Raw genomic sequence first — 17,581 nt, forward strand, 5'->3', positions numbered from 1 at the left:
AAACATCAGCGCATAAAAATGTAACGACCAACAAAATCATCAACGTAAGACACTGATAAATATTGAAATAGATTTTCAATCAAATCTGACTAAGGTGTTTCATTGTGATTAAATCTGCACGAAGAAAAGTACGACATGGAATTTTGTTTTCCTGTTCTCAGCACAATGCAATAGAGGAAACAAATTCCTAGCAAGATATGACAGTCAACAAAGGCACTACAGTAAGCAAAGCTAAGCAAGACAAAGCCAAGAGTTCTCAGGCAGTAGCCGTGAGTTTTTGGTGGTGGGGTAGAAAAACTTAATAAGATGCAGAGGAGAAATAACAACTAAGGGTAGCGGGCATAAAAAAGCCCCGCATAAGCGAGGCTTTCAATATCAGGCTGCAGGTAAATTACAACTCTTCTTGTGGCATTTCGCCAGTCTCTGGCTCTTCAGGCTGAGCTGGAGTCAGTAGCATTTCACGAAGTTTAGCATCGATAGTTTTCGCTGCTTCTGGGTTCTCACGAAGGAACTTACCAGCGTTCGCTTTACCTTGACCAATCTTATCGCCGTTGTAGCTGTACCAAGCACCTGCCTTTTCAATTAGCTTGTGCTTAACACCTAGGTCAATCAGCTCACCTTCACGGTTGAAGCCTTGGCCGTATAAAATTTGAGTTTCTGCTTGCTTAAATGGTGCAGCAATCTTGTTCTTAACAACCTTGATACGAGTTTCGTTACCAACAATCTCGTCGCCCTCTTTGATAGAGCCAGTACGACGAATATCAAGACGAACAGATGCGTAGAACTTAAGTGCGTTACCACCAGTCGTCGTCTCTGGGTTACCAAACATAACACCGATCTTCATACGAATTTGGTTGATGAAGATACACATACAGTTAGATTGCTTAAGGTTACCCGTTAGCTTACGCATAGCTTGAGAAAGCATACGTGCTTGAAGCCCCATGTGGCTGTCGCCCATTTCGCCTTCGATTTCCGCTTTCGGTGTCAATGCTGCTACTGAGTCGACAACAAGAACGTCAATCGCACCTGAACGCGCTAGCGCATCACAGATTTCTAGTGCTTGCTCACCTGTATCTGGTTGAGAAACAAGAAGTGCATCGATATCAACACCCAGTTTTTGAGCGTAGATAGGGTCTAGTGCGTGCTCTGCATCGACGAATGCACACGTTTTGCCTTCACGTTGAGCTGCTGCAATAAGCTCTAGTGTTAGGGTTGTTTTACCTGATGATTCTGGACCGTAGATCTCAACGATACGACCCATTGGTAGACCACCAGCACCTAGTGCGATATCTAGAGATAGCGAGCCAGTAGAAATCGTTTCTACATCCATTGTGCGGTTGTCACCAAGACGCATGATAGAGCCTTTACCAAACTGCTTTTCAATCTGACCAAGGGCTGCGGCTAACGCTTTTTGTTTATTCTCGTCCATTACTATCTCCACATAATCGGTTGTCTATAACAAGCGATTTAGAATCTGTTTCTAACCCACATAGGGGTGACTAATTGGTGTTTATTATACTGTTGATTCATACAGTGTCCATACCTGTATGAAAATTATTTGTACAATTGTTACTTCTCTTCCAACAGGTAATCATAAATAACCTCAAGCGCACAGGCGGTCGCTTGTTGTCGTACTTGTGATCGATCACCCGCAAATACATGCGTTTCTACTTTTTGCCAACCACTGTTTGAAGCCCAAGCAAAACAGACCGTGCCGACGGGCTTCTCTTCACTGCCTCCGCCAGGGCCTGCAATACCACTGATCGATACGGCGATCGTGCCATTAGAGTGCGCCAACGCGCCTTGCGCCATTTCAACCACCACAGCCTCACTGACTGCACCATGCGCTTCCAGCGTTGCATCTTGCACGTCAATCATCTCTTGTTTGGCTTCATTGCTGTAAGTGATAAAAGCACGGTCAAACCATGCTGAACTACCGGCTATATCTGTGATTGCACTTGCAACGCCACCACCAGTACACGACTCTGCCGTGACCAAAACGTGCTGATTTTTTAATAAAAGCTGGCCGAGTTTTTCGCTGAGTTGTTGAATCGATGACATGGTGACAAACTCCATTGTTTCTGCATGGTTTCTACATGAGTGAATTTGAATCTTTATCGCTTGCGCCGCTTTTCGCAGGTATCGCTTTCACGTATCCTAAGCCGCAATAGAAATAAACGAAAGAAGTTAACAGTGAAAGCCGATCAAAAACATACTCCCATGATGCAGCAGTACCTAAAACTCAAAGCAGAGAATCCAGAGATCCTGCTTTTCTATCGCATGGGAGATTTCTACGAGCTTTTCTATGATGATGCCAAAAGAGCCTCTCAACTCCTTGATATTTCCCTAACCAAACGTGGCTCATCTGCTGGCGAACCTATCCCAATGGCAGGCGTGCCGTTTCATGCTGTAGAAGGCTACCTCGCTAAACTGGTTCAACTCGGTGAATCTGTGGCGATCTGCGAACAAATCGGTAACCCTGCGACATCGAAAGGTCCAGTAGAGCGTGCCGTTGTTCGTATCGTGACACCGGGTACCGTCACTGACGAAGCCCTTCTTTCTGAGCGCGTTGATAATCTGATTGCTGCGATTTATCACCACAACGGCAAGTTTGGTTACGCAACTTTAGATATCACTTCAGGTCGATTCCAACTTTCGGAGCCAGAGACCGAAGAGTCAATGGCCGCTGAATTGCAACGCACTTCTCCAAGAGAACTGCTCTTTCCAGAAGACTTCGAACCTGTAGAGTTAATGGCGAACCGTAACGGTAACCGCCGTCGCCCAGTATGGGAGTTTGAATTAGATACGGCCAAGCAGCAACTCAACAAACAGTTCGGTACTCGCGACCTTGTCGGCTTTGGTGTGGAACATGCCAAGCTTGGTCTATGTGCTGCGGGTTGTTTGATCCAATATGTAAAAGATACCCAACGTACCGCTCTACCGCATATTCGCTCACTGACTTATGATCGCCAAGATCACTCTGTGATCTTAGATGCAGCGACTCGTCGCAACCTAGAGATCACTCATAACCTTGCAGGTGGCACCGACAACACGCTGGCAGAAGTGCTCGATCACACAGCAACGCCAATGGGTAGCCGTATGCTCAAGCGTTGGTTACATCAGCCAATGCGCAATATCTCAGCCCTCGACCAACGCTTAGATGCAATTGGTGAGATGAAAGATTTATCTCTATTCACAGAGCTGCAGCCAACACTGAAACAGATTGGTGATATTGAGCGTATCCTTGCTCGATTAGCTCTTCGCTCTGCACGTCCGCGTGATATGGCCCGCCTGCGTCAAGCGATGGACTACCTTCCAGAACTTGCAGATACATTAGAACAAGTCTCTCATCCATACCTGACTCAGCTTGCACAATATGCAGCACCTTTTGAAGAAGTGTCTGAGCTGCTTACTCGTGCGATCAAAGAGAACCCACCAGTTGTGATTCGCGATGGCGGAGTAATTGCTGCAGGGTACAGCGCAGAGCTAGATGAGTGGCGCGACCTTGCAGACGGTGCAACAGAGTACTTAGACAAACTCGAAGCAGAAGAGCGTGAACGCCACGGGATTGATACGCTAAAGGTTGGCTACAACAACGTGCACGGCTTCTTTATTCAGGTGAGCCGGGGTCAAAGCCACTTAGTTCCACCTCATTACGTACGCCGCCAAACGTTGAAGAACGCTGAGCGCTACATTATCCCTGAGCTAAAAGAGCACGAAGACAAGGTTCTGAACTCAAAATCTAAAGCACTAGCGATTGAAAAGCAGCTTTGGGAAGAACTATTCGACCTACTATTGCCGCACCTAGAGCAACTGCAGAACATCGCCTCTTCTGTATCGCAATTAGACGTTCTTCAAAACCTAGCTGAACGTGCTGATACTTTAGATTACTGCCGCCCTACTCTAAACAAGGAGCCTGGAGTTCACATTCAAGCGGGTCGTCACCCTGTGGTTGAACAGGTGATGGACGAACCTTTCATTGCCAACCCGATTGACTTGAATGATCAACGTAAGATGCTGATCATCACAGGTCCAAATATGGGCGGTAAATCGACCTATATGCGTCAAACTGCGTTGATCGCACTAATGGCTCATATTGGTTGTTACGTTCCTGCAGAGAGTGCAACCATTGGCTCTATCGATCGTATCTTCACTCGAATTGGTGCATCTGATGACCTTGCATCTGGCCGTTCAACCTTCATGGTAGAGATGACAGAAACAGCGAACATTCTCCATAACGCAACACCGAGCAGCTTGGTTCTGATGGATGAGATAGGTCGTGGTACTAGCACCTATGATGGCCTATCACTGGCTTGGGCAAGCGCGGAGTGGTTAGCAAATCAAATCAATGCGATGACACTGTTTGCGACTCACTACTTCGAACTGACTGAACTACCAAACCAGATCCCAACCTTGGCGAATGTTCACTTGGATGCCGTTGAGCATGGCGACAGCATTGCCTTCATGCACGCAGTTCAAGAAGGTGCTGCAAGCAAATCTTACGGTCTTGCAGTAGCTGGGCTTGCGGGAGTGCCAAAAGCCGTGATTAAGAATGCGCGAGCTAAGCTCACCCAATTGGAAGCGCTAAGTGCTGAGACACCAACAGCAAAACCAAGCGGTGTCGATATTGCGAATCAACTTAGTCTTATCCCAGAGCCAAGTGAAGTAGAGCAAGCGCTAGCAAACGTAGATCCAGATGATCTAACACCACGCCAAGCACTGGAAGAGTTGTACCGCCTAAAGAAACTTCTCTAGTCAAAAGAAAGTCTCTTTAACCTCGATAAAAACAAAAACGCTGACATTGAGTCAGCGTTTTTTATTGGGCATTTCTAGAACTAGACTAATCGTTTTCGACGTTGAATAGATTTTCCATATTCAAGCCTTGCTTGATCAGGATTTCTCTTAAACGACGTAGACCTTCTACTTGAATCTGGCGCACACGCTCACGACCGACTTCTTCAAGAGTCGATGGCTCGTAACCAAGAAGCCCAAAACGACGTGCAAGCACTTCTTTCTGCTTAGGATTCAGTTCATCTAACCAGTAGATCAGTGATGTTTTGATATCGCTGTCTTGAGTCGACACTTCTGGGTCTGAGTTGTTTACGTCTGGAATGATGTCCAGCAGCGCTTTCTCGCCGTCACCACCGATTGGTGTATCGACTGAGCTTACACGTTCATTAAGGCGTAGCATTTTGCTTACGTCGCTCACCGGCTTATCTAGCTTGGTTGCGATCTCTTCCGCTGTTGGCTCATGGTCAAGCTTTTGTGATAGCTCACGAGCGGTACGCAGGTAGATGTTTAGCTCTTTCACAACATGAATTGGCAGACGAATAGTACGCGTTTGGTTCATCAACGCACGTTCGATCGTTTGACGAATCCACCATGTTGCGTAAGTAGAAAAGCGGAAGCCTCGTTCTGGATCGAACTTCTCAACAGCACGGATCAAACCTAGGTTACCCTCTTCGATAAGATCGAGAAGAGCTAAGCCACGGTTGCTGTAACGACGTGAAATTTTAACCACAAGACGTAGGTTACTTTCGATCATGCGCTTGCGAGCAGCTTCGTCTCCGCGTAAGGCGCGACGAGCATAAAGCACTTCTTCTTCTGCGGTTAAGAGTGGTGAGAAGCCAATTTCACCCAAATACAACTGAGTCGCATCTAGGCTTTTCGAAGTCACTTCGACTTCTTCTTTTGCTTCTGTTTTTTTAGTGACGGTTTGTTCGCCTTGCTCAACATTTGCCAACTCCGTGGTCTCTTGGTCAAGTTCGAACTCTTCTTTAATAACTGCATTGCTGATACTCATAACGCCTCCCCCTGGCGATATTAGCAAGACATTACAACTTCAAATGTCGCTAAATGACTATGTCACTTTATACAAGTACCATTGCGGCACTCATATTAAGGTAAATAACGTTTTGGATTCACGGATTTACCTTGGTAACGAATCTCAAAGTGCAGCCTAACGCTTTTGGCTCCAGAACTTCCCATTGTGGCAATTTTCTGTCCTGGTTTAACACTTTGCCCTTCAGATACTAATAGTCGATCGTTATGCGCGTATGCACTTAAGTAGTTGTCATTATGCTTTACAATCACGAGATTGCCGTAGCCTCTGAGTGCATTACCCGAATAAACAACCGTTCCCCCTGCAGTAGATACGATAGGCTGACCACGCTGTCCTGCTATGTCGATGCCTTTATTTCCTTGTTCACCTACAGAGAAATTCTTGATTACTCTCCCTTTGGTTGGCCATAACCATTTCGATACTTTATCGTTAGTTGGCTTGCTGGCGGTTGTAACATTCTGTTTACCTTTAGAACCAACATACTCCTTTGGCTTCGATTGTTCAACCTTCTTTGGTGGATCTTTTTTAACCGTTTTCGCCGTTGACTGCACAGGTGCCGGTTTAGAGTTTTTACTCTTCACAGGTTCAGCTTTGGTGGTCGCTGGCTTAGAGGATTTCGAGCTGGAGGAGCTCGGCGTGCTCACAACGGGAACTATCGGTGCTGGTTTAGGTGCAAGGGTAACGCTGGCAACGGCCGCCGACTTGCCATAAGCAGGAGCCTTGTATGACGGACGCCATAACTTAAGCTTCTGCCCTGGATGGATAGTATAAGGCGCAGAGAGATCGTTGTAGTGAATCAGGTCATTGACATCTTTGTTGGTCAAATAAGCGATAAAGTAGAGGGTATCGCCTTTCTGAACTTCATAATAACTGCCACGATAGCTGCCACGCTCAATGGTGGAGTAATCTTTGTTCAGGTTGGATACAGGTGCAGGGGAATTCGCTGCGCACCCTGCTAGTGCGCAACTCAACAATATCGCTATCCCTTTTGAAAACTGTGAATACATTCAGTTGTTATCCATCTACACCAATAGTTTTGTTACGCCAATTCACCCGGAACCAAAGGAACGAAACGTACCATCTCAATCGTTTCTGAAAGGTACTCGTCACCTTGACGGGTAATTTTTAACAGTTGTTGCTCGTTGTCCCCAACCGGGATCAGTAAACGTCCACCATCACTCAATTGCTCTAAAAGCGCTTGAGGGATTGATTCAGCAGCTGCCGTTACGATGATGGCATCAAATGGGCCTTTCGCAGCCCACCCTTGCCAGCCATCGCCATGTTTCGTGGAAATGTTATAAAAATCAAGCTGCTTGAGCCTTCTTTTCGCATCCCACTGTAATGACTTGATACGCTCAACAGAATAAACATGATCGACTAACTGAGCCAATACCGCTGTTTGGTACCCCGAGCCAGTTCCAATCTCTAAGACGCGGCTAGTCTGTTGAAGTTCCAACAGTTCCGTCATTTTCGCCACTATATAAGGTTGAGATATCGTCTGACCTTGTCCAATAGGCAATGCATTGTTGTCATAAGCTTGGTGGTACATCGCCTGCGATAGAAAGCGCTCGCGAGGCAAACGGAATATCGCATCTAGAACCTTTTGGTCTCGAATGCCACTCTCAATCAAGAAACTGACTAAGCGGTGTGCGTGAGGGTTAGTCATTGGCGCTCTCCTAGCCACTGCGACATGGCACCTAAAGATTCATGAGCTGTTAGATCAACCTGCAGCGGCGTCACTGAAACGAAGCCATGCTCTATCGCATAGAAATCTGTTCCCTGTCCTGCGTCCTGCTCTTTACCTGGAGGACCTAACCAGTAGATATCATGACCCCTTGGATCTTTCTGCTTAATCATGTCTTCAGAGTGATGGCGAGCACCAAGGCGCGTCACCTGTGTTCCCTTAAGATCACCAACAGCAACATCTGGAACATTGACGTTCAACAAACGATTGGTTGGGATCGGTCGAGCTAAGTGCTGTTCAACGATTTGGCGTGCAATAAGAGCGGCGGTTTTAAAATGTTGTTTGCCTACCAAAGAAAACGCGACTGACTGTACACCTAAAAAGTGCCCTTCCATCGCTGCGGCAACGGTGCCTGAATAGAGCACATCATCGCCTAGATTTGCTCCGTGATTAATGCCAGCCAGCACTAAATCAGGCATATCATCCTTAAGCAGCTCATTCAATGCAAAGTGCACACAATCCGTCGGTGTACCTTGCACAGAGTAAGTGTTAGCTGCGATTTCTTGAACGCGCAGAGGCTGCTCAAGCGTTAATGAATTCGACGCACCCGAGCGATTACGGTCAGGTGCAACGATAATAACGTCAGCAAGGTCGCGTAACTCATCAGCTAGGGCATGAATACCCTGAGCATGAACGCCATCATCATTGCTGAGTAAAATCTTCATTCTGTATCCTTTCTTATATCCGTCCAATTTACGCCTTTACTGCGCGTATTGTCGCTCTACAGCCACTTCTTCCACTAGCTCACGAACAATCGCTGTCGCAAAGCAACCTGCATCCAATGAGAACTTAAGCGTGATGTTGTCGCCATCCACTTCCCATGAGAGCTGTTGTGGTTTAAGAGAAGCTTCACGACGATCATGACGCATACGGTTTCCGCGAATGAGCGCCATTAAATCTGGCTCGTCATCAAGGTGCTTCTGCTCAAGAGCGAGTGCATTCTCTTGTGTCGGCAATGCATTGTCGCCAGCCATCGCTACAGAAACCTGCGCTTCACCTTTCTCAATCGCCAAGTTCAACGCTTCAATGTTTTCACCCGTTGCCAACAGTTGCTCACCAGCGCTGAAAACGACGTCGCCAAGAATTGCTGAGTTAAACACGTTCTGTTCAATACGCTCTGACAAAATGCGATTGAAAATCCAAGAGCGAGCTGCAGATAGATATAAACTACGCTTGTTCTGGTTACGTGTACGCACATTATCACGCCCCCAGCGACGAGCTTCAGACAAATTATTACCTTCATTGCCAAAACGCTGAGCACCAAAATAGTTCGGTACACCTAGCTGAGCCACTTTCTCAAGGCGATTAACCACGTCAGCGGTGTCAGTCACTTCAGACAGAGTCAGTTCAAATTGGTTGCCAACTAGGTCGCCCGGGCGCAGCTTTTTGTTGTGGCGTGCCGTCGCTAAGATCTCAATACTTGGGTACTGAGCTAAGAAAGCTGTAAAGTCTGGCGTCCCCCCCTTTGGTAGGTGAACACTCAACCATTGCTCAGTCACTGCATGACGGTCTTTCAGACCCGCCCAGCTCACGTCTTTCGATTTAACGCCACATGCTTTTGCCAGTTCATTGGCAACAAAGCTGGTGTTCTCACCGGTTTTGCGGATACGCACCATTAGGTGCTCACCTTCTCCAGTGAATTCGAAACCTAAGTCTTCGATAACCACAAAATGCTCGGCCTTCGCTTTCAGTTTAGCTTGTGCCGTCGGCTTGCCATTCAAATAGGCAAATGAAGATAGAATATCTGACATGCTGTTCTTTTCGTTTTGGTGCTTACGCACTTTTAGTAATTAGGACGACTGCTTCGCTTGCAATGCCCTCTTTGCGTCCGGTAAAACCAAGACGCTCAGTTGTTGTCGCTTTTACATTCACGTTGCCAATATCTGTTTCAAGATCCTCAGCAATCGCTTGGCACATTGCATCAATGTGCGGGGCCATTTTTGGCGCTTGTGCCATGATGGTCACGTCCACATTACCGATTTGGTAACCTTGTTCTTTAACGCGGCGGTAAACATCTTTAAGCAGATCACGACTATCTGCTCCCTTCCACTCATCATCGGTGTCTGGGAAGTGACGACCAATATCGCCTGCGGCAATCGAGCCTAATAGCGCATCACATAATGCGTGCAAAGCCACATCACCATCTGAATGCGCAACCAGTCCTTGCTCATAAGGAACGCTCACGCCACCAATAATCACTGGGCCTTCACCACCAAATTTATGAACATCAAAACCGTGGCCAATACGAATCATCATTATTCCTTATTCTGACTTAAATAGAACTCAGCCAATGCTAAATCTTCTGGCTGAGTAACCTTAAAATTATCTGAGCGCCCAGCAACCAGAGCTGGTGATGCGCCTTTCCACTCAAACGCAGACGCCTCATCGGTAATCGACACGCCTTGTTCTAGAGCCTCTGTTAGAGCCTGCTGCAGCGGTAAAGTTCGAAACATTTGCGGCGTCAATGCGTGCCATAAGTTTGCACGCTCTACCGTGTGATCAATCTGCCCATCAACACCACGTTTCATCGTATCACGAACGGGAGCAGCCAAAATGCCACCTACCGGATGAGACAGTGCTACTTCAATCAGCTTATCGATGTCGTGCTGTTGAATACATGGCCTAGCAGCATCGTGCACCATGACCCACTCGCCCAAACCGTTCTCTTGAATATAGTTCAGAGCAGACAGAACCGAGTCTGCTCGTTCATTACCACCCTTAACACGCACCACATCTGGATGTTGGCTCAAGCTCAGCTCAGGGAAGTATGGGTCACCTTCACTTACGGCTACCACGACCTTGCTCACTTGAGGATGAGAAAGTAGCTTGTTGATGGTGTGCTCCAAGATGGTGATCGCGTTAATCGTCAGATATTGTTTTGGGCGATCGGCCTTCATTCTACTGCCTACGCCAGCCGCAGGTACAACTGCGACAATACCTTGTTTATCAGTCGACATTAATGCGATTCCTCACCAATTATGCGATAAAACGTTTCACCTTCTTTCACCATTCCGAGCTCATGTCGAGCACGCTCTTCGATGGCGTCTAACCCTTGTCGAAGGTCGTCGATCTCAGCAAACATTTCTGCATTTCGAGTATGCAGCTTCTCATTCACTTGTCTTTGAACGTCGATTTCGTTGTTCACTGTGTAGTAATCAGAAATGCCATTTTTACCGAGCCACAATGTGTGTTGCAGCCAGCCAAGTAAGATCAGCAGGACAAGAGCAAAGATTCGCATAACACCTTTCGCCGGTTAGAAAAGAAGGAACTAGAATAAGGCACATATATACCATAATGCGCTTATTGGTGCGAGATATGTGGTGTAAGGGAATCGATAAGTAGCAGAATTATCGGACAGAATCTTTAATGGTAACAAAGATACTCCCGATTCATTCACCTCCCACTCTCGTCATTCCCAAGAAGGAGGGACGACTGAGTTGGGAATCTATCGAAGTTAACATTAAGAGATTCCCGACTCCTTCCTTCGTCAGTCTAGGGAATGACGAATTGTAGGCAAAAAAATGCCCCGCATTAGCGAGGCATTTAAAGCTTAGATTAACAATTCAATGTATGAATTATTGACCTTTAACTTCTTTAAGACCGTTGTAAGGAGCTTTAGAACCTAGAGCTTCTTCGATACGGATTAGTTGGTTGTACTTAGCAACACGGTCAGAACGGCTCATAGAACCAGTCTTGATTTGACCTGCAGCAGTACCTACCGCTAGGTCAGCGATAGTTGCGTCTTCAGTTTCGCCAGAACGGTGAGAGATTACAGCTGTGTAACCTGCGTCTTTAGCCATCTTGATTGCAGCTAGAGTCTCAGTTAGAGAACCGATTTGGTTGAACTTGATAAGGATAGAGTTAGCTACGCCTTTCTCGATACCTTCAGCAAGGATCTTAGTGTTAGTAACGAATAGGTCGTCACCTACTAGTTGAAGCTTGTCACCTAGTAGTTCAGTTTGGTGCTTGAAGCCATCCCAGTCAGACTCGTCTAGACCGTCTTCGATAGAAACGATTGGGAATTGGTTAGCTAGCTCAGCTAGGTAGTGGTTGAACTCTTCAGAAGAGAAAGTCTTACCTTCGCCTTTCATGTTGTAGATGCCAGCTTCTTTGTCGAAGAACTCAGATGCAGCACAGTCCATAGCTAGAGTAACGTCTTTACCTAGTTCGTAACCAGCAGCTGCAACAGCTTCTGCGATAACTTCTAGAGCTTCAGCGTTAGACTTAAGGTTAGGAGCGAAACCACCTTCGTCACCAACTGCAGTGCTGTAGCCTTTAGACTTAAGAACTTTAGCTAGGTTGTGGAATACTTCAGCACCGATACGTAGACCTTCTTTAAGAGTCTTAGCGCCAACTGGTTGGATCATGAACTCTTGGATGTCAACGTTGTTGTCTGCGTGCTCACCACCGTTGATGATGTTCATCATTGGTAGAGGCATAGAGAACTGACCAGCAGTACCGTTTAGCTCAGCGATGTGCTCGTATAGAGGCATGCCTTTAGCCGCTGCAGCAGCTTTAGCGTTCGCTAGAGAAACAGCTAGGATTGCGTTAGCACCGAACTTAGATTTGTTCTCAGTACCGTCTAGCTCGATCATTACTGCGTCGATTGCAGCTTGGTCTTTAGCGTCTTTACCAGTTAGAGCTGTAGCGATTTCGCCGTTTACAGCTTCAACAGCTTTAAGAACACCTTTACCTAGGAAACGTGCTTTGTCGCCGTCACGTAGCTCAAGAGCTTCGCGAGAACCAGTTGATGCGCCAGATGGAGCAGCAGCCATACCTACGAAACCGCCTTCTAGGTGTACTTCAGCTTCTACAGTTGGGTTACCACGTGAATCGATGATTTCACGACCTAGAACTTTAACGATCTTAGACATTGAATGTTTCCTTCTCGTTGAATATATAATGTCAAATTAAAGGCAGTAGCACTGCAAACGCTACTGCCGGTATCCTTTACTTCTCTAATTCGTCACGCTGGTTTTGGCCAGCCGCTTTAACGAAGCCTTCGAACAATGGGTGACCATCGCGAGGCGTAGAAGTGAACTCTGGGTGGAACTGAGCTGCAACAAACCATGGGTGGTTTGGAATCTCGATAACTTCAACCAGCTTCTTGTCCGCAGACAGACCCGATACTTTTAGGCCCGCTTTTTCGATTTGTGGACGAAGATTGTTGTTCACTTCGTAACGGTGACGGTGACGTTCATGGATCGTCGCGCTACCGTATAGTTCACGAGCTTTCGTACCTTTCTCTAGGTGACATAGCTGTGAACCTAGACGCATAGTACCACCTAGGTCAGATTTTTCAGTACGTTCTTCAACTTTACCTTCACCATCTACCCATTCAGTAATTAGACCAACTACTGGGTACTTCGTGTCTTTGCTAAATTCTGAAGAGTGTGCACCTTCCATGCCCGCAACGTTACGTGCGTACTCGATAAGTGCCACTTGCATACCAAGACAGATACCTAGGTAAGGTACTTTGTTCTCACGAGCGTATTGTGCTGCGAAAATCTTACCTTCAACACCACGGTCACCGAAGCCACCTGGTACTAGGATAGCGTCAAGACCTTGAAGTGCTTCTTCGCCTTTAGCTTCTACTTCTTGAGAGTCAACGTACTTGATCTTAACGCTTAGACGGTTCTTAAGACCCGCGTGCTTAAGCGCTTCGTTCACTGACTTGTATGCATCTGGTAATTCAATGTATTTACCAACCATACCGATGGTTACTTCACCAGTTGGGTTTGCTTCTTCATAGATTACCTGTTCCCATTCTGATAGGTCTGCTTCTGGAGCGTTGATACCAAAACGAGTACACACTAGGTCATCAAGACCTTGTGATTTAATTAGTTGAGGGATCTTGTAGATTGAATCTACGTCCTTCATTGAGATTACCGCTTTCTCTTGTACGTTACAGAAAAGAGCAATCTTCTTACGTTCGTTCGCAGGGATCATGCGATCAGAACGACAAACTAGGATATCTGGCTGGATACCGATAGACAGTAGCTCTTTTACAGAGTGCTGAGTCGGTTTAGTTTTCACTTCACCAGCTGCTGCTAGGTAAGGAACTAGTGTTAGGTGCATGAACATTGCACGCTCACGGCCTAGCTCAACTGCTAGCTGACGAATCGCTTCCATGAATGGTAGAGACTCGATATCACCAACCGTACCACCAACTTCAACGATCGCAACATCGTGGCCTTCAGCGCCAGCGATTACACGGTCTTTGATAGAGTTAGTGATGTGAGGGATTACTTGGATAGTTGCACCTAGGTAATCACCGCGACGCTCTTTCGCTAGAACGTCTGAGTAAACACGACCCGCTGTGAAGTTGTTACGCTTAGTCATCTTGGTGCGAATGAATCGCTCGTAGTGACCAAGGTCAAGGTCAGTTTCAGCGCCATCTTCCGTAACGAACACCTCACCGTGTTGAGTCGGGCTCATAGTGCCTGGATCAACGTTGATGTAAGGGTCAAGCTTCATCATAGTCACTTTAAGACCACGAGCTTCTAAAATAGCTGCAAGCGATGCCGCTGCAATACCTTTACCTAGAGAGGATACAACCCCGCCAGTAACAAAAATGTAATTTGTCGTCATGTTTAACCTGAAATTGGTTGAATGAGGGAAAATGGATTTCTTCTGGACGGGATGAAAATATACCAGAAGCCCCTTATCGCCACAACGTGAAATCTATCACACTGCTATTTTTTATTTTTTGCTTCAAATCAAATCAGCACAAAAGCTTTGTTCAACTTTTCTCCGCCAACTTGACTTCATCCCACATAGAATCGAGCTCAGAGAGGGAAAAATCGTTCAAAGCTTTGCCTTTTTGACGAACTTTTCCTTCTATACCTTTAAAGCGACGCTCAAATTTTACGTTTGCTTTACTCAGTGCCGATTCTGGATTTTTCCCTAGATGCCTCACTAGATTCACAGTCGCAAACAGTAAATCACCCAATTCTTCCTCTACCAAATCCTCATTTGGCGTAATTTGCAGTGCCTCTTCCAGCACTTCGTCGACCTCTTCCCGAACCTTATCGACAACAGGGCCAATTGATTCCCAATCAAAGCCATATTTTGCTACCTGCTTTTGCACCTTTGTAGCACGCAAAAGTGCAGGTAGAGAGTTTGGTATTGAGTCTAGAATACTTTCCTGAGTTTTGCCTGCTTGCGCTTTTTCTTTAACTTTCTCGGCTTCCCAGTTGGCATTAATTGCCTCTTCATCATCAAACTCAACATCAGAAAACACATGTGGATGACGACGAGTTAGCTTTTCATTCACACCATCAACAACATCGGCAAACTCGAACAACCCTTGCTCTTTCGCAAGTTGACTGTAAAAAATCACCTGAAACAACAAGTCGCCCAGCTCTTCTTGTAGGTTTGGCCAATCCTTGTTGTGAATCGCATTCACCACTTCGTATGTCTCTTCGATAGTATGCGGGACAATTGTTTCAAAATTTTGTTTCAGATCCCAAGGGCAGCCACCTTCTGGATCGCGCAGCTTCGCCATAATTTGTTCTAGTTGTTCAATCGGGTGGCTCATGGTGCTTTCCTATTATTCTGTTTGATTGTTTTAATCTAATTCTTTTCTTAAAACTAAAAAAGGTGAGCAGTTAAAACCACTCACCTTTCAATTTATTCGTCATCCCCAAGAGTGAAGGATGAACGAGTTGGGGATCTCAAACTACTTAGCGAGATTCCCTATCACGTTTGTTCCTCACTGTAGGGAATGACGAGGACGATACCAAGTATCACCCCAGTCTCTTAACGCTCATGACATCTTTGATCTGTTCTACTCGGCTCGTCACGCGGCTAAGGATTTCAATGTTAGTCACTTCTAGATCAAAGTCCATCACTGACAGCTGACGCTTGTAGTCGGTACGGCTCTTCATAGTCGTGACACTGATTTTCTCATTAGCAAACAGCGAGGTGATGTCTTTCAATAATCCACTACGTTCTAGCGCTTCAACACGCAGCGTTAGGATGTAAGAACCAACGAAGCCATTACCCCAAACCGTATCAATGATTCGCTCTGGTGCGTGGATTCTTAGCTCACTCAGTTGCTCACAATCACTACGGTGAACTGAGATACCGCGACCTTGAGTGATGTAGCCCTTAATGCTGTCACCTGGGATTGGCTGACAACAGCGTGCAAGGTGCGTCATCAGGTTATCGACACCTTCCACCACAACCGCATCTTTCTTAGGACGGCTCTGTTGAGCAGGCTTATTTTCTGACTCAAGTAGCTTCTCTAACGCCTTTTGATCTTCCTCTTCCGCGGTTGGCTTATTCACCAGCGCGTTGATGTGGTTGATCACCTGGTTGATTCGCAAATCACCGCTACCGATACCCGCATACAGCTCATCTGGCGTATTCACGTTGAAACGCTTCAGGGCATATTGGTCGGCGTCTTTAAGCGTTGCGCCAATCTTGTGCAGCTCACTCTCTAGAATGTCACGACCTGCTTCGAGGTTTTTCTCACGACTCTGCGCACGGAACCAAGCATTAATCTTGGCACGGGCACGACCAGAATGAACAAAACCTGTGGTTGGATTTAGCCAATCACGTGAAGGGTTTGGCTCCTTCTGAGTGATGATCTCAACCTGATCACCCATCGAGAGTTTGTGAGTAAATGGAACGATACGTCCACCTACTTTGGCGCCGATACAGCGGTGACCGACCATAGAGTGGATGTGGTAAGCGAAGTCCAATGGAGTTGCGCCCATTGGTAAGTCGACCACATCACCGCGAGGTGTAAACGCGTATACACGGTCATCGAAAACTTGGCTACGAACTTCATCCAGCATCTCGCCAGAGTCAGACATCTCTTCTTGCCAGTCGATCAGCTTACGCAGCCATGTGATCTTCTCATCGTAACCGCTGCGACCACCTGATGAGCCTTCTTTATACTTCCAGTGCGCCGCAACACCCAGCTCTGAGTCTTCGTGCATCTGTTTAGTACGGATCTGGATCTCGATGGTTTTACCTTCAGGCCCAAGTACCACGGTATGGATAGATTGGTAACCATTCGGTTTCGGGTTCGCGACATAGTCATCGAACTCACTTGGTAAGTGTTTGTATTTGGTATGCACAACACCAAGCGCTGCATAACAGTCTTGCAGTTGGTCTGCGATGATACGTACAGCACGCACGTCAAATAGCTCATCGAAGGCCAAGCCTTTCTTCTGCATTTTACGCCAGATGCTGTAGATGTGTTTTGGACGACCGCTTACTTCCGCGTTGATGCTAGAGCGTCCCATTTCAGACGTAAGGTCATCAACGAAGTCTGTGATGTACTGTTCGCGAACGATACGACGCTCAGAAAGCTGCTTAGCGATCTGCTTATAGGTATCTGGTTGTTGGTAACGGAAAGCGTAATCTTCGATTTCCCATTTAAGCTGACCAATACCAAGACGGTTAGCCAGTGGCGCATAGATATTGGCACACTCTTTCGCTGCCGCTCTACGCACCTCATCAGGCGCTTTTTTCACCTCGATAAGGTTACAAATACGCTCAGCAAGCTTGATGACCACACAACGGAAATCATCAACCATGGCCAATAGCATGCGGCGCACGTTATCAACCTGTCCTGACGCAGCGCTGCCTTCAAGGGTAACGTTGAGTTGGCCAAGTGCCGCCATCTCTTCAACGCCATCAATCAGCTTAACGATCTCTTTGCCGTAGCTCTCTTCAAAGGCTTCTCGCTCAAAGACACCACTGGAGACAACAGGAAAAAGCTGAGCCGCAACGAGTGTCGCGCGATCCATTGATAGCGTCACCAAGATTTCTATCATCTCTCGGCCACGCCACAATAGCAGTGAGGCTTGCTCATGCGCTTTTAGCAGTTCTTCACAGTGACGATAAACCTTGATCAGTTTATTCGACGTTTTGGCATCCTGATTTAAAGATGCAATCCAGCTCTCTAGCTCAAACTGTTCGCTTGGGTTTAAATGTGCGCTTCGTACCGCAACCATCATGCCTTCCTAGTTATTATGTTT

15 protein-coding genes are annotated in these 17,581 nt (G+C 46.6%); 1 reads left to right on the top strand and 14 read right to left on the bottom strand.

Going from position 1 to position 17,581, the window contains the following annotated elements; genetic code table 11:
• Window positions 1-391 precede the first annotated feature (391 nt).
• Window positions 392-1,429 (bottom strand): recombinase RecA, encoded by a 1,038-nt coding sequence (gene recA / locus FIV04_RS12420; RefSeq protein WP_032549782.1) that lies wholly within the window; start codon window positions 1,427-1,429, stop codon window positions 392-394.
• A gap of 140 nt (window positions 1,430-1,569) precedes the next feature.
• Window positions 1,570-2,061: a nicotinamide-nucleotide amidase gene (pncC, locus tag FIV04_RS12425; protein WP_152469287.1), complete on the bottom strand. Its 492-nt coding sequence runs from the start codon at window positions 2,059-2,061 to the stop codon at window positions 1,570-1,572.
• Between the two features lie 132 nt (window positions 2,062-2,193).
• Between pncC and mutS the strand changes: the two genes are divergently transcribed.
• Window positions 2,194-4,755 carry a DNA mismatch repair protein MutS gene (gene mutS / locus FIV04_RS12430; protein WP_152469288.1) on the top strand — a complete coding sequence of 854 codons (2,562 nt, stop codon included), beginning with the start codon at window positions 2,194-2,196 and terminating at the stop codon, window positions 4,753-4,755.
• Between the two features lie 85 nt (window positions 4,756-4,840).
• On the opposite strand, the gene rpoS is transcribed toward mutS, so the two are convergent.
• The 12 genes from rpoS to relA form a co-directional block, all read right to left on the bottom strand.
• Window positions 4,841-5,803 (bottom strand): RNA polymerase sigma factor RpoS, encoded by a 963-nt coding sequence (gene rpoS / locus FIV04_RS12435; RefSeq protein ID WP_152469289.1) that lies wholly within the window; start codon window positions 5,801-5,803, stop codon window positions 4,841-4,843.
• 95 nt (window positions 5,804-5,898) lie between these two features.
• Window positions 5,899-6,849 carry a peptidoglycan DD-metalloendopeptidase family protein gene (locus tag FIV04_RS12440; protein WP_152469290.1) on the bottom strand — a complete coding sequence of 317 codons (951 nt, stop codon included), beginning with the start codon at window positions 6,847-6,849 and terminating at the stop codon, window positions 5,899-5,901.
• 32 nt (window positions 6,850-6,881) lie between these two features.
• Window positions 6,882-7,508, bottom strand: a complete 627-nt coding sequence (locus FIV04_RS12445) for a protein-L-isoaspartate(D-aspartate) O-methyltransferase (protein WP_150869276.1) — start codon at window positions 7,506-7,508, stop codon at window positions 6,882-6,884.
• Window positions 7,505-8,251 (bottom strand): 5'/3'-nucleotidase SurE, encoded by a 747-nt coding sequence (gene surE, locus FIV04_RS12450; protein WP_152469291.1) that lies wholly within the window; start codon window positions 8,249-8,251, stop codon window positions 7,505-7,507. The genes FIV04_RS12445 and surE overlap by 4 nt, the downstream gene beginning before the upstream one ends.
• Window positions 8,252-8,287: 36 nt before the next feature.
• A complete protein-coding gene (gene truD / locus FIV04_RS12455) occupies window positions 8,288-9,337 on the bottom strand; it encodes a tRNA pseudouridine(13) synthase TruD (RefSeq protein WP_152469292.1) in 1,050 nt (349 codons plus the stop codon).
• Window positions 9,338-9,359: 22 nt separating this feature from the next.
• The gene (ispF, locus tag FIV04_RS12460) at window positions 9,360-9,839 is read right to left on the bottom strand and encodes a 2-C-methyl-D-erythritol 2,4-cyclodiphosphate synthase (protein WP_152469570.1); all 480 of its coding nucleotides are present in this window, start codon (window positions 9,837-9,839) and stop codon (window positions 9,360-9,362) included.
• Between the two features lie 2 nt (window positions 9,840-9,841).
• On the bottom strand, window positions 9,842-10,543 hold the full coding sequence (gene ispD / locus FIV04_RS12465; RefSeq protein WP_152469293.1) for a 2-C-methyl-D-erythritol 4-phosphate cytidylyltransferase: 702 nt from the start codon (window positions 10,541-10,543) through the stop codon (window positions 9,842-9,844).
• Entirely contained in the window at window positions 10,543-10,824 is a 282-nt protein-coding gene (gene ftsB / locus FIV04_RS12470; RefSeq protein WP_032549794.1) for a cell division protein FtsB, read from the bottom strand. Before ftsB ends, ispD begins: the two co-directional genes overlap by 1 nt.
• A gap of 337 nt (window positions 10,825-11,161) precedes the next feature.
• Window positions 11,162-12,460: a phosphopyruvate hydratase gene (eno, locus tag FIV04_RS12475; protein ID WP_032549795.1), complete on the bottom strand. Its 1,299-nt coding sequence runs from the start codon at window positions 12,458-12,460 to the stop codon at window positions 11,162-11,164.
• Between the two features lie 76 nt (window positions 12,461-12,536).
• Window positions 12,537-14,177 (bottom strand): CTP synthase, encoded by a 1,641-nt coding sequence (locus FIV04_RS12480; RefSeq protein ID WP_004739047.1) that lies wholly within the window; start codon window positions 14,175-14,177, stop codon window positions 12,537-12,539.
• A 151-nt stretch (window positions 14,178-14,328) separates the two neighbouring features.
• Window positions 14,329-15,126, bottom strand: coding sequence for a nucleoside triphosphate pyrophosphohydrolase (gene mazG, locus FIV04_RS12485; protein ID WP_152469294.1), 798 nt, complete (start codon window positions 15,124-15,126; stop codon window positions 14,329-14,331).
• Window positions 15,127-15,334: 208 nt separating this feature from the next.
• Entirely contained in the window at window positions 15,335-17,557 is a 2,223-nt protein-coding gene (gene relA, locus FIV04_RS12490) for a GTP diphosphokinase (RefSeq protein WP_152469295.1), read from the bottom strand.
• Window positions 17,558-17,581: the final 24 nt, after the last annotated feature.

Source organism: Vibrio sp. THAF190c, from assembly GCF_009363355.1.
Lineage (GTDB): Bacteria > Pseudomonadota > Gammaproteobacteria > Enterobacterales > Vibrionaceae > Vibrio > Vibrio fortis_A.